General features: G+C 55.3%; 11 protein-coding genes. 4 read left to right on the plus strand and 7 right to left on the minus strand.

What is annotated here, in order from left to right; all coding sequences use genetic code 11:
• The first annotated feature begins 144 nt into the window (after positions 1-144).
• Together EYR88_RS16330 and EYR88_RS01980 are read left to right on the plus strand one after the other, a co-directional pair.
• A complete protein-coding gene (locus EYR88_RS16330; protein ID WP_262197871.1) occupies positions 145-273 on the plus strand; it encodes a hypothetical protein in 129 nt (42 codons plus the stop codon).
• Positions 274-558: 285 nt separating this feature from the next.
• Positions 559-1,752 carry a hypothetical protein gene (locus EYR88_RS01980; RefSeq protein ID WP_131088064.1) on the plus strand — a complete coding sequence of 398 codons (1,194 nt, stop codon included), beginning with the start codon at positions 559-561 and terminating at the stop codon, positions 1,750-1,752.
• A 92-nt stretch (positions 1,753-1,844) separates the two neighbouring features.
• Here the strand turns inward: EYR88_RS01980 and EYR88_RS01985 are convergent, their stop codons facing one another.
• Positions 1,845-3,563 (minus strand): AMP-binding protein, encoded by a 1,719-nt coding sequence (locus tag EYR88_RS01985; RefSeq protein WP_131088065.1) that lies wholly within the window; start codon positions 3,561-3,563, stop codon positions 1,845-1,847.
• Between the two features lie 230 nt (positions 3,564-3,793).
• On the opposite strand from EYR88_RS01985, the gene EYR88_RS01990 reads away from it, so the two are divergent.
• Positions 3,794-4,597, plus strand: a complete 804-nt coding sequence (locus tag EYR88_RS01990; RefSeq protein ID WP_131088066.1) for an IclR family transcriptional regulator — start codon at positions 3,794-3,796, stop codon at positions 4,595-4,597.
• A 16-nt stretch (positions 4,598-4,613) separates the two neighbouring features.
• On the opposite strand, the gene EYR88_RS01995 is transcribed toward EYR88_RS01990, so the two are convergent.
• The 6 genes from EYR88_RS01995 to EYR88_RS02020 form a co-directional block, all read right to left on the minus strand.
• A complete protein-coding gene (locus EYR88_RS01995) occupies positions 4,614-5,555 on the minus strand; it encodes a hydroxymethylglutaryl-CoA lyase (protein ID WP_131088067.1) in 942 nt (313 codons plus the stop codon).
• Complete coding sequence (locus tag EYR88_RS02000) at positions 5,552-6,799, minus strand: CaiB/BaiF CoA-transferase family protein (protein ID WP_131088068.1); 1,248 nt, start codon at positions 6,797-6,799, stop codon at positions 5,552-5,554. Before EYR88_RS02000 ends, EYR88_RS01995 begins: the two co-directional genes overlap by 4 nt.
• Positions 6,800-6,830: 31 nt before the next feature.
• The gene (locus EYR88_RS02005; RefSeq protein WP_131088069.1) at positions 6,831-8,252 is read right to left on the minus strand and encodes an SLC13 family permease; all 1,422 of its coding nucleotides are present in this window, start codon (positions 8,250-8,252) and stop codon (positions 6,831-6,833) included.
• Positions 8,253-8,444: 192 nt separating this feature from the next.
• Entirely contained in the window at positions 8,445-10,151 is a 1,707-nt protein-coding gene (locus tag EYR88_RS02010) for an AMP-binding protein (protein WP_131088070.1), read from the minus strand.
• Between the two features lie 253 nt (positions 10,152-10,404).
• On the minus strand, positions 10,405-10,839 hold the full coding sequence (locus tag EYR88_RS02015) for a hypothetical protein (protein WP_165477260.1): 435 nt from the start codon (positions 10,837-10,839) through the stop codon (positions 10,405-10,407).
• Positions 10,840-10,844: 5 nt separating this feature from the next.
• Positions 10,845-11,552 (minus strand): thermonuclease family protein, encoded by a 708-nt coding sequence (locus EYR88_RS02020; protein ID WP_131088072.1) that lies wholly within the window; start codon positions 11,550-11,552, stop codon positions 10,845-10,847.
• Positions 11,553-11,933: 381 nt separating this feature from the next.
• Between EYR88_RS02020 and EYR88_RS02025 the strand changes: the two genes are divergently transcribed.
• A complete protein-coding gene (locus tag EYR88_RS02025; RefSeq protein WP_131088073.1) occupies positions 11,934-12,644 on the plus strand; it encodes a hypothetical protein in 711 nt (236 codons plus the stop codon).
• Positions 12,645-12,710 lie beyond the last annotated feature (66 nt).

Raw genomic sequence — 12,710 nt, forward strand, 5'->3', positions numbered from 1 at the left:
TGGTGCAGGTCCTTTCTCATCTCATGCCAGCGAGTCCTTTCAGCCAGTTGGTATCGGTTGTACCGAATGCACCGTAGGATGAGGCCATGGGGTACTCTCCCCATATTTTGGAAGCGATTAATGCTTCCGGCAAGGCGGCACATCATGTCCGACAAGTCACCACGCAAGGGCGAAGCGAAGAAGCCCACCAAATCCATCAAGGAAAAGCGCGCCGAGAAGCGGCTGAAGGGTACTGATTCGATCAGCGACCCGGTACGTAAGACTGCTAAATAAAATACAACTTTCCGCGTTTCCACCATGCGCTGAGTATGGTCTAGCGATCTGACAGCCAAGAGCCCAAGCATCATCGGTCAATGACCATCGATGCAAGGGCTCTTGCTGTATTCAGGCCGACCAGGTTGCCTTCCGAAGAGAACCTAACTTTTCGAATTCCACGTCAAGTGGCGGAGCGCAAGGGCTTCGGCTGGCTGATAGGCAGAAGTCTTGGAGCTGTTCTTCAGCGAGGTAACTAGAATTGACAGTAGCTAACCATTGCACAGATGAAAGGGATCAGACTTCGTGGATTCTTCAGAGTTCAACTACCTCAACCTTGAGTTCATTTTTATGGGTGATAAGCCGGATGCCGTTCAGGCTGTGCGCAGCGTTTTGGCCGACCGTCGTCTGCTCGGATTCATTGGCGGAGCTATCGAGCGAGAGAAAGCCACCGAAGTATTGGCTGAGGTTGCCACCGTCAGCGAAGCACGCGACGCGGTCCTCTACCGCATTGATGCCAATGGCAAACTGCGTGAGGGTTCCCGAGTGACCAAGCTTGTCCATGAGCTGAAGAACTCCACCGGTGCAAACTACGTTTTGGTTGATGGTGAAGAAATTGATGGTCCCACTCCGGATGAAGACATTCTCGGTGAACTTGGCTCCACCAACGAGTTGCTTCATGGTGCCACCCTCAAGGCTTCGGAACTAGTTTTGGCTGCCGGGTTTGAGGATAACCAGATCACCGTATGGAACAGTGAAGCCGGGCTCATGGCCATGCCTACGTATCCAGTCTTTGCTCCTGGTATCTCTCGAAGCAACCGTCCGTTCTTGTCGCTGACGCGCACCGGTAACGTCATCATGGCCACCATAGAAGCCAAACGTGCGCGCAAGGATCTTTTTGCTCCAGCCTTAACCATGGTGCTGGACCTGGAACGACAGGTGATTCTTGATCCAGGTGCTGAGTCGCCGGCTGCAACCCGGTTGGCAGAATTAGATGCGTTGTTGCGTGGTATCGACGACGAAGTTATTGAGTTGATTGACCAGTTGCTCAGTGATGACGCCCAGCGTCAGGAAGCATTAACACTGCTGCGCAACCCCACGGACGTGGCTAGCCTCAAGCGCTTTGTGGCCCTGTTCGGGTTCGACCCGCGCAGCGTGGACTACCTCACCGGCCGTCCCATCCCTGAAGACCGTCGGATTATTGCCACTGGCGGTCCGTTCAGAAGCCTGCGCGCTGCACTGAGCGAGCAAGAGCGCGAAGCCACCGGTATTTCACGGGTACTTTTCCGCGGTGGATGTAACCCCAAAGCACTGATGGCCTCCGGCGCCTTGGTTCTTGCCTCGGGCGCCGCTGCACACGCGGTTATGGCCAATAGTCAGAAATTTGCTTGGCTACCCAAGCCCGCACGTCAACTATTGATGTCCGCTTGGTATGCCGACGGCGCGTTCTACCTGGGCAAGGGAGTCGTTGACGCGGTCAAAGAAAAGAACAAATTCTAAGCTGCATTCTCTCTTTGTTTAGCGGTTGGTCGGAAGCTCTATCGAAGTCGCTTCCGACCAACCGTCGTTTTTTGCGGGGGACTGCCCCTAAATTAGGCTGAGCTCAGTTTCTTGAGATCGGGGAAATCGGTGTCACGGAATTCTCCAGCTGGAGTTGTGCCCGCAGCATGTTGTTCCGCCTCGGCAAGGCGTAGCTCAACTCGACGGATCTTGCCCGAGATGGTCTTTGGAAGATCTGAGAACTCTAAACGACGGATGCGTTTGTAGGGAGCCAAGTGCTCGCGGCAGAACCCAAGAATGTCCTCGGCCGTCTGCGCGTTAGGTTCGTATCCAGCGGCAAGTATCACGAAAGCCTTAGGCACCGAGAGCTTAAGCGGATCTGGCGAGGGCACCACCGCAACTTCAGCCACAGCGGGATGTTCCAACACCACGGATTCAAGCTCAAAAGGGCTGAGCTTGTAGTCACTTGATTTGAACACATCATCGGCACGACCAACGTAAGTGAGAACACCAGACTCATCGATTTCCGCAATGTCACCAGTGTGGTAAAAACCGTCTCGTAGAACCTCGTCGGTTTTCTCCGGGTCATCAAAGTAACCCTTCATCAACCCAACCGGGCGAGGATCAATTCGCAGGCAGATCTCGCCAACCTCAGCCAACTGGCCGGTGGTTGGGTTGCGAAGTTCAATCTCATAACCAGGCATCGGTCGACCCATGGCGCCTACCTTCACCGGGGAACCTGGAGAATTGGCAATCTGCACCGTAGTTTCGGTCTGTCCGTAGCCGTCACGAATCACCTGACCCCACGCATTACGCACCTGGTCAATCACTTCAGCGTTCAGTGGCTCGCCGGCAGAGATCAGTTTGTGCGGCGGATTCTTCAAGGTGCTCAAGTCGGCCTGGATTAGATAGCGCCACACGGTCGGTGGGGCGCAGAAGCTGGTGACGTTTTCCTTATCCATCTGATTCATCAGCGCTTCGGGGTCAAAGCGCTTGTAGTTGAAGACAAATACCGTGGCTTCGGCAATCCAAGGACCAAAGAAGTTTGACCACGCGTGCTTGCCCCAGCCAGGCGACGCGACGTTCAGGTGCACATCGCCTGGCTCCACGCCGATCCAGAACATCGTTGCCAGGTGCCCCACCGGATAGGACGTGTGCGTGTGCTGCACCAACTTAGGCTGCGAGGTTGTTCCCGAAGTGAAATACAGCAGCAGGTTTTCATCTGCACGGGTTGGAGTCTCAAGTGAGAATTGTGCTGGTGCTTGGTAAGAATCTGCATAATGCAGGGTGCCGGGTAGCGCTTGACCACCAACCTGAACGATGGCGTAGGTCCCGGGAACTTCTTGTAGCTTCTCCAGTTGGTCATCACTGGTGATGACCCAGTTGGCCTTGCCGCGATTAATGCGGTCAACCAAATCTTCGGAAGTGACCTGTGTAGTGGTCGGGATGATCGCCGCGCCGAGCTTCATACCGGCTAACATCGTCTCCCAGAGGGCCACTTCATTGCCCAGCATCAAGACGATGGTGTCTCCACGCTCCAGTCCTTCGTCGCTGAGCCAGCGCGCTACTTGGGTGGAACGGTGTGAAAGTTCGGCCCAGGAGTACCGGGCAGAACTTCCATCAGGTTCGGTCAAGATCAGTGCGGGTTCATTGGCACGCTGCGGATCTGCTGCGACGGCGTCAAACCAGTCGTAGGCAAAGTTGAAGTCGGTGAATTGGGGCCAAGTGAACTCTGCCCGTGCTCGCTCGTAGTCATCCCGAGCTGCCAACAGGAGGTCGCGGGCGGCTCGGAACTTCTCGGTATTGTTCATCGCAGTCCTTCATTTGTCGGGCGCCAATGCCCCTGAATCTGATCGTTGCTCTAACCCAAATATACGATAATGATCAGTGCAGACGAATTGTTGCGTCATTGTGCGTGGTGTTTTTGATTTGCAGTTCAGTATTTGTCCAATGATTGACCCCTCGATCTGTCATTGTGATGTCTGAGTCAAAAATAGTGAGCAATTGGACGGTGATGGTCCGATGGTCTAGCGTCTGAAATATGTCAAAGGATCAAGCTCCGGCAAAGAATCAGAATCAGCTTCTTGTGCTGGGAAAAATCAGCTCCATCCTTGATGCTTTTTCCTTACGCCAGCCGGTCCTTACCTTGACGGATCTTCGTGAGGCCACGTCCCTGCCTTCCTCTACCGTGCAGCGGTTAGTATCAAACCTCGTGGAGCAGGGCTTCTTAGATCGGGACGGAGACGGTTACCGCATCGGCATGAAGATGGCCTATTGGGCTGCTCCGGCTACCCGAGGCAAAGAAGTCCTCGATGTGATCAGCCCACTGCTTGGCGAACTGCGTGATGTTACAGGGGAGACCGCCTGCATCTTCCGTGCCGAACAGTCCTACCGGGTGTGCGTAGGTATTGCCGAAACCCGCCACGTTTTGCGTCGCGAAATGCATCTGGGGGAACTGGCTCCACTGCACGCTGGATCCGCAGGACGAGTACTTCTGGCCTGGAAGCCAGAACTGATGCAACGGCTTGTTGAAGGTTCCTTGGAACCCTTGACCGCCTCCACCATTACCGGTCTGGATGAATTACAAAGCGCAGTGGACACCACACTTGCCGATGGTTTTGCCATTACCACCGGCGAGCGCGAAAGTGGAGCTTCAGGATTGTCGGCACCAATTTTTGATTCTTCAGCCGGGTTGGTCGCTGCGGTAACAATCAGTGGTCCATCCCTACGCATGTCGCAAGAGGTCTGCGAGTCGTGGGTTGAACCGCTCTTGGAGACCGCAGAGCGAATGACTCGACTCATTGGTGGACGTTTCCCCGGTGAGACCCACCGCCCTGCAGGCTAGTCGTTCCTGCTCGGCTTTAGCTTTCTTCGCTGGGGATGACCCATTCGAACGCTTTGGCTTTAGACCTTGCCCCTTGGGCTGACTTTGATCGGTTGGGTTCACCCAGTTTGTTGAGCAGATGCTCGGAGAGCTGCACCAGAGAGCCGAAGCGTTCTGGGCTCAGCCATGCTGGGCGGGTGGCGAAGAGAATATCTTCGCTGGAGGTGTTGCCACTGGCTCCCGGAGCGAAGGGACATCCACCCAAGCCGCCTAGGGCTCCGTCTACAACTTCGGCACCGGCGCTGATGGCTGCCAAGGTATTGGCAACTCCCAGTCCCCAGGTGTCGTGGCCGTGGAAGACGATTCTTCGTTGCGGGGAGTTTTCCTTAACGTTGCTGATCAGTGAGGCCACTTGAGCGGGGACGGCTTGGCCCAGGGTGTCGCAGATGACGATGTCGCAGGTGCCTTTGGCACGTGGGTCGTTGGCTATTTCTAGTACTCGTGCTTCTGGCACCTGACCCTCAAAGGGGCAGGTAAATGAGGTGGCCAAGCATAACTGGATGCGCCCGTTGACGGCCTGTGCATACTTGATGGCTTCGGGTAGTGCTTCAAGGCTTGCCTCGGTGCTGCGCGAGATATTCGCCTGGTTGTGCGCATCGGAGACGGAGAGGCAGTACTGAAAGTTGGTGATGCCGGCTTTGGCTGCCTTGGCTACATGGCCCGGGGTGGCCACCCAGATCCAACAGTGCGCCAGTTCTTCTGCGGTGAGCGCTTGAGCCACCTCAAGGGTATTGGCCATGGGTGGGACCAAATCTGCTCGGGCCATGGAGCCCAGTTCAATCTCTTGGACGCCAAGGTGTAGTAGTTGTCTGACGGTGGCGATCTTTTCTTCCGTGCTTAACAGTTTGCCGGTCAGCTGTAGTCCGTCGCGCAAGGTGACGTCGCGAAGGGTGGCTGCTGGGGTGAAATTGTAGCTCATGCTTGGCTCTTTTCGCTGGCGCTGGCGTCGTGGATCTGGTCTTGGTCGTAGCCCAGTAACTCACCAAGTACCCAGTCGGTATGTTCGCCGAGGTCTGGTCCGAGGTTGCGGATGGGTAGGGAAGTTCCTCCCATGACCGGAACAATGCCGGGGAAGCCGACGTTTTTCAGGGTTTCTTCGCCGGTGGAGACGTCGAGGTGCTGGATCATATTGCGGGCTTGATACTGTGGTTCGTTTTCAATGTCGGCCGCGGTGTAGATCGGGCCTGCAGGAACCCCTGCGGTATCAAGGATGTCCAATGCTTGCGCCGAGTCTAGTGTGGCGCTCCATTGACCGATGGCGGCGTCGAGCAGCTCTCGTTGTTCCCAGCGCTGCTGGTTGGATTGCAGGGTGGGGTCATCTGCCAGATCCGGCCTACCGATGGCTTGCATATAGCGTTTGTAGATTCCATCCCCGTTGCCGGCCACCACGATGCTGGCCCCATCGGCGCAGCGATAGGCGTTGGATGGCGCTATGCCTTCCATGCGTCCACCGGTACGACTGCGCGTTTCTCCGTAGGCGCCGTGATCCGGGATCAACGATTCCATCATGGAGAACATCGCTTCGTGCAGTGCCACGTCGATTACTCGGTGATCTAGTGGCAAGGACTTTGTCTCGGGACGATTTTTATCGCGCTCAAACAAGGCCATGACCACGCCGAAGGCTGCATAGAGTCCGGCGATGGAATCTCCAATAGAGACACCCACGCGTACCGGGGCCCGGTCGGGATCTCCCACCAGGTTGCGGAAGCCGCTGAAGGCTTCGGCGACTGCGGCGAAGCCTGGGCGCTGGGAGAGTGGTCCGGTTTGGCCAAAGGCGGAGATGCGGGTGATGACCAGATCCGGGTTGGCTTCACTGAGTACCTCGGGTCCCAGACCCCACTTTTCTAGGGTGCCGGGTCGGAAGTTTTCCAATAACACGTCGCATTCACGGACTAGCTCGAGTACTGCGGCCCGTCCGGCGTCGCTACGCAGATCAAGGACAACGGATTTTTTGTTGCGGTTGATCGTTCGATACAGCATCGAGACACTGCCCTTTTTTAGCCGCCAATTGCGTAGTTCATCCCCGGTGGCCGGGCGTTCTACCTTGATGACTTCTGCACCGAAGTCGGCAAGTAGTCGACCAGCAGTGGGAGCGGCAATGTAGTTGCCTAGTTCTAGGACGCGGATTGAGGATAATGGTGCGATCGTTGCTTGTTCGTTCATGAGTTAACTCCTTGGGTTGATCGGTTGCGCACTAGATGAAGATGCTCAAGGTCAGCACCATGCCTAGTGCAATCACCGAAGCCACCGAAACTCCCACGCTGACCGACTTCAGGGCACCACGCACGGTTTGGCCCAACAAGGATTGCAACAGCCAGAAGGTATTGGAGGTTACGTGAATCATGAACAGCGATCCTGCACCAGCGGCCAAGGCGATCAGTACTGGGTCCAGGCCTAGCGCTGGGGCTATTGGGGCAAGCATGCCTGCAGCGGTAATGGCCGAGAGGGTTACCGAGCCGACGGCGATGTGCAGAACGGCGGCGATCACCCAGACAACTACCAGTGGTGCTACGGCGCTGGCGCTAAAGAAGCCGCCGAGGATATCGCCTAGACCTGCAGCTGCCACGGTGGCTGCCAATGATCCGCCGGCGCCGGTCAGTAGCAGGATCTGTCCGCTGTCCTTAAAGCCGATGGTGATGGCCTCATCCAAACCCTTCTGACCCAGGGTGCGCCGTCCCACGATGGTGGTGCCGATCAGGCCGATCAGCAGTGCAACTACCGGGTTGCCGAGCAGCTCAAGAACACCGTTATGGATCTTGGCAATTTCAGTGACAGCACCAACGGCAATCAGGATCAGTGACAGTAGTAGGGGAGCAAAGAGTACCCACAGTGGTGCTTCGCGTTTGGCTTGCGGGTCAACCGCGAGCTTAACTGCGCCCGGTTCGCTGCGTGCCTCATCCGCATCATTCTGCGTTTTGGTGCCAGCTGTGTTGCGCAGACTTGCTTGGGGATAATCTTCTTCGTCAAAGATATTTTGTTCATCGCGTTCGGGCTTCCAGAAGCCGCGACGGAACAGGAAGGACATGATCATGATTGCCAGCAATACCGTTGGTACCACCACGATCAGACCGCAGATCAGCATGGTTCCCAGGGGGACTTCTAGCACGCCAGCCAAGGCTAGTGCTCCGACGCCCGGAACCATGAAGATGATGCCGCATTCCAGCGAAATGGCCATGGCGGTAGCCAGTCGCGCAGTGCCCAGAGGACCGATTTTGGGAGCCATGCGCCGGGCCAACGGGGCGGAGATGACCAGCAGTACGTCAACAAAGATCGACTGCAGGACGGTACTCATGGCCACCGCCATGGAGTACGGCAAGAACTTCGGCCCAAATACGCTAAGCAGCCGTTCAACTAGTCGTCGAATGGCTCCGACTTCGTTCAGGATGGCGCCCATCAGCACACCAAAGGCAATCAGCAACCCGACTTCCACCATGATGTCGCCAAAGCCCTGGGTGATGGTCTCAACGGTTTTGGTGATGCCCAGCCCGGTGCTGAGCCCCAGGTAGAGGGATCCAAGAACCAGTCCGATGACTGGATTGACCTTAAATTTCACGATCAATAGCACCGTGGCGAGTACTGCCACAGCGGTATTAATCAGAATCGCGGTATCTGACATGGTCGGTCCGATCTACAAAGGGGTGTGGGTCTTAGTGAGCTAGGTCACTGATCTTCGACTCATAGTATGAGCTGTAACCCACGATGTAAACTTCGTGTCTCAACTTGGTCATCTGCCACTGTCACTACATAAAGCATTGGGGCCCGTAGTTGAACTACAGGCCCCAATGGTGAATGTCAGTTATGGATTCAGTTATGGCTTTAGATTCGGGAAGTCGATGTCCCGGTATTCGGTTCCCGCAACCTCGCCACCGGCGAAGCGCTGTTCTTCGGCTTGACGCAATTCCACCCGTCGAATCTTTCCCGAGATGGTTTTAGGTAACTGCGCAAACTCAATACGCCGCACCCGCTTAAAGGCCGAAAGATGCTCGCGGCAATGCGCCAAAATGGATTCGGCCAGTTCTGCTCCTGGTTCATGATCGGCAGTCGGAACGATATACGCCTTAGGTACACTCAGGCGCAGCTCATCGGGAGCTGGCACCACGGCAGCCTCTGCGACCCCGGGATGTTCGATCAGCACCGATTCCAGTTCGAAGGGGCTAATCTTGTAGTCGCTTGATTTGAACACATCATCGGCGCGGCCCACATAGGTCAGGATTCCACGCTCATCACGTTCGGCAATGTCACCGGTGTGATAGACGCCGTCGCGGAACACCTCGTTAGTCTTCTCCGCGTTCTCGAAGTACCCCTTCATCAAACCCAGCGGTCGCTGCTCGGTAACCAAGCAAATTTCCCCCAGATCACCCACCTCGCCGGTGGCCGGATCGATGAGTACCACCTCGTAGCCCGGCATCGCTTTGCCCATGGCACCAATCTTGACCGGTTCTCCCGGTGGGTTGGCGATTTGTACTGTGGTCTCGGTCTGCCCGAAGCCGTCGCGGATCACTTGGCCCCAAGATTTGTGAACCTGATCGATAACTTCAGCGTTCAGCGGTTCGCCGGCCGAAACCAACTTTTGCGGAGCCGTCTTCAGCGCGCTCAAGTCTGCTTGAATCAGCAGACGCCAGACCGTAGGCGGAGCGCAGAAGCTGGTGACCTTTTCCTTATCCATCTGATTCATCAGGGCGATCGGATCAAAGCGGTCGTAGTTATAGAGGAAGACCGTAGCCTCGGCGATCCATGGAGCGAAAAGATTGGACCACGCATGTTTGGCCCAGCCCGGAGAGGCAACGTTCAGGTGCACGTCCCCTGGCTCCAGCCCGATCCAGAACATCGTGCTCAGGTGCCCGACAGGGTAAGAGGTATGTGTGTGCTCTACAAGCTTTGCCTTGGAAGTGGTTCCCGAAGTGAAATAGCGCAGCAAAGTTTCATCGGAGCGGGTCGGTGAGTCCAGTTCAAAAGATGCTTCCGCCGTATGCGATTGTGCGAAGTCCAGAATTCCATCCGCCGGGGTGCCGCCGATCTGAATCAGCGTGTAGTCACCCGGCACGGTTTCAAACTTGGGCATCTCGGACTCGTTGGTGATCACCCAATTGATATGTCCGCGTTCGATCCGGTCCGCCAGATCTGTCGGGGTCAGCTGGGTGGTACAGGGGATCAGTACCGCGCCGAGCTTAATTCCGGCGAGCATGGATTCCCATAGTTCTACCTGGTTACCGAGCATCACCGCGATTGTCTCGCCGCGCGCCACACCCTGATCACTGAGCCAACGCGCTAGCTGCGTGGAGCGTTCGGATAGTTCGGCCCACGTACGCCGGGTGGAGGCTCCATCTCGTTCGGTGATAATCAGCGCCGGAGTCTGCGCACGGGCCGGATCCTTGGCTACCTGATCAAACCAGTCGTAGCCGAAGTTGAATTCGGTAAATTCTGGCCAGCTGAATTCGGCACGCGCTTTGGTGTAATCGGTGCGTAATTCTAGGAGTCGGTCACGGGCAGCTCTGAATTCTTCGGTAACGCTCACAATCAAACCTTCTGTCGCTGGAAAGATTTACACCTCTACAGCGACACAAACGACGATGTGAGGTGGCTCACTAGATAATCTACTTTGAAGTCCTAGTAATTGAAAGACCTTCTAGCTGCGTGCCGTGTTCTGCAGAATCGACCTCTCGGATTGAAGGGGTGATGCCGCCACAAAAGACCGATTCCCGCACGGCCGAAGCCATACGGGAATCTAATGAGCATCAAACTGCTATTACGCGTCTGTGCTTCCGCTGCTAGCCACACGGCTTCCAGGATTTGCCACCGGGTGCATAGCATCGTGGTCCGGTGTATTTTTCTGGCACCGATGACTTTGGTGGCGTCTTCACCTTAGGAGCCACCGATTTTGGTGCCTTGTAGGTTGGTGGGGTCTTCTTGGGTGCAACATTCTTAGGCGCAACATACTTGGGTGCAACGTATTTAGGAGCAGCGTTTCGTTGCTGTTCAGCGGCCATGTCTTGTTCCGCTTTCTTTTTGGCGGCTAATTGCGCAGCTTCCTTTTCGGCGGCTGCTTGCTTCTCAGCTTCGCGCTTGGCTTGTTCCTCGGCCTTTTGTTTTGCCTTGGCCTTAGCTTCTTCCTCTTTGCGCTTCTTATCCTCAGCGACAAGATCATCGTGCTGCTGCGTGTGCTTTTGTTCCAGCTTTTGGGTCTGCGCGGTAACTTCGTTCATCGTTGTCACGGATTTTTGAACGATGTCGCTAGCAAGATGGCCGTGACCGGGTGGGTGTCAGGAGTGATTGCCGCCAAAGCTTTGCCTGTAGCCAGTCCGGTAGCCACGGCAGCTGCAGCTTCTTGGGCCGCTGACTGCGCTTGCTCGACACTGCTGGCTGTTTCGCTCGGCACTTGTCCCAGTTCATCAAGTGCCTTGGTTACCTGAGCTGGATTTGTGCATGAGATGTCGGCGCTGAAAAGACCAGCATCATCTTGTTCCGCTTCTTGCTGCGCGTCGAGAATCTGTTGGTAGTACTTGACGTTGGGTTCAAACTTTACGGCGACCCCCAGGCCGTTCGCCGCGATCGAGCGATTAATGAACTCACCGTCTTTGTATACCGCCGCCAGTGTTCTGCCGTAGCGATCTTCACGCTCAACGTCGTACTTTAAATCAACCTTGTCGCCCGATTTGAGCAGCGACTTGAGGTTCTCTGATGCCTCTGGGCCCATGCATTCGACGGGCTTGTTGGGATCTACGGTTTCTGGCGTGTCAATGTTTAGAAGTCGCACCCTGGTTTCCTGGCCTGCAATTTCCATATCCATGGTATCGCCGTCGATAACGCGGGTCACGGTTCCTCGTGAGTCAGGCTCGTGGGTGCTTGCGTAGACCACGCCACCGGTCGCGAGGGTTCCGGCTAAGAGCGCGGAGACCCAGATAGTCGTTTTCTTCAATTGTGTTCGTTCCTTGATGTGCGAGTGCTAATTCTCTGCTCCCTGGCAGAAAATCGAGTGATTTCATCAGAATAGCTAGTTTTATTGAACTTTCAAATGACGCGTTTTTTATGGCAGAAACGAGGTCATAATTGACGAGGGTTTAGAAGGACTACTCCCGCTTCAGGTTTCAAGACGCAAAGATGGCCTGATTCCGTCAGCCTTCAGTTTCTTCGCGAAACGGAACTGTTTGGGGAACCATTGTTCGCTACGAATTTGAGTGGATATCTTCATACTGGGTGTGCGGTGGGTCGGCGCACCCAACTACTACTTAAGTATGATTGCACGCTAGACGAGCTGCGACTAGGCTATTTTTTGTAAGTCTACCGTCTAAGGGTAACCGTGAAGATCAAAATAAAAATAGCGCTCAGTTCCCTTGCTGCCACACTCCTGGCCAGCGGGTTGGCATTGCCTGCTCAAGCGCAGTCTTTGGGGCCATCCGTTGAAGCATTTGCGGTCGTTGGCGAAGAGAGTTCTGTCCCATCAAAATCTCAAAAACTGAAGCTAATTGACGCGTTGGAATTCAGCTACAAGCAAGGTGCTGAACAGGGCGACGAGGCAGCTATCGAATCCCTTCGGAAATTGGACAGCTTGTCTCGTGCGGAACAGTTGGACGAAGCGGCTTCTATTCTCACTGGAGAAGTGGAATTCGCCGAAGATGAGCCGCAAGTGGCCACTCAAATTCCGTTCGCAACTCCAGCTGCCAAATCCACAACAAGCCGTCAGCCAGTTGCCTGCTATCTGCGTGGTGTGTCTCTAGGAGGGCTTGTGGTCGCACGAGTCAAGGTGTCTGGCGGTGTTTGGGCTAAGAACTTCGGGGCGACGCTAGTCCGCGTGGAGAACCCTACTGCCCGCATCACCACTGTGTACGACCCGACCCTCAAGATCGCATTCAGTGGGGACAAAGCGTGGAAGAGCAATAACCGTGCCCATATGGAAATTGACGCAACTTCAAACAGGACAATCGGCTGGGCTACCACCGGAAGGGCGGCAACTATCCAGTTTATTACTAACAGCTTTGGTATCACACAGTCCTGTAAGTGGGTGGCATAGAACTATGAATCCACTAGTGCCCAACGCATTTGAATTGGTATTTTTCATCATAATTCCACTATTGGT

This window comes from Arthrobacter sp. S41 (assembly GCF_004320535.1).
Lineage (GTDB): Bacteria > Actinomycetota > Actinomycetes > Actinomycetales > Micrococcaceae > Glutamicibacter.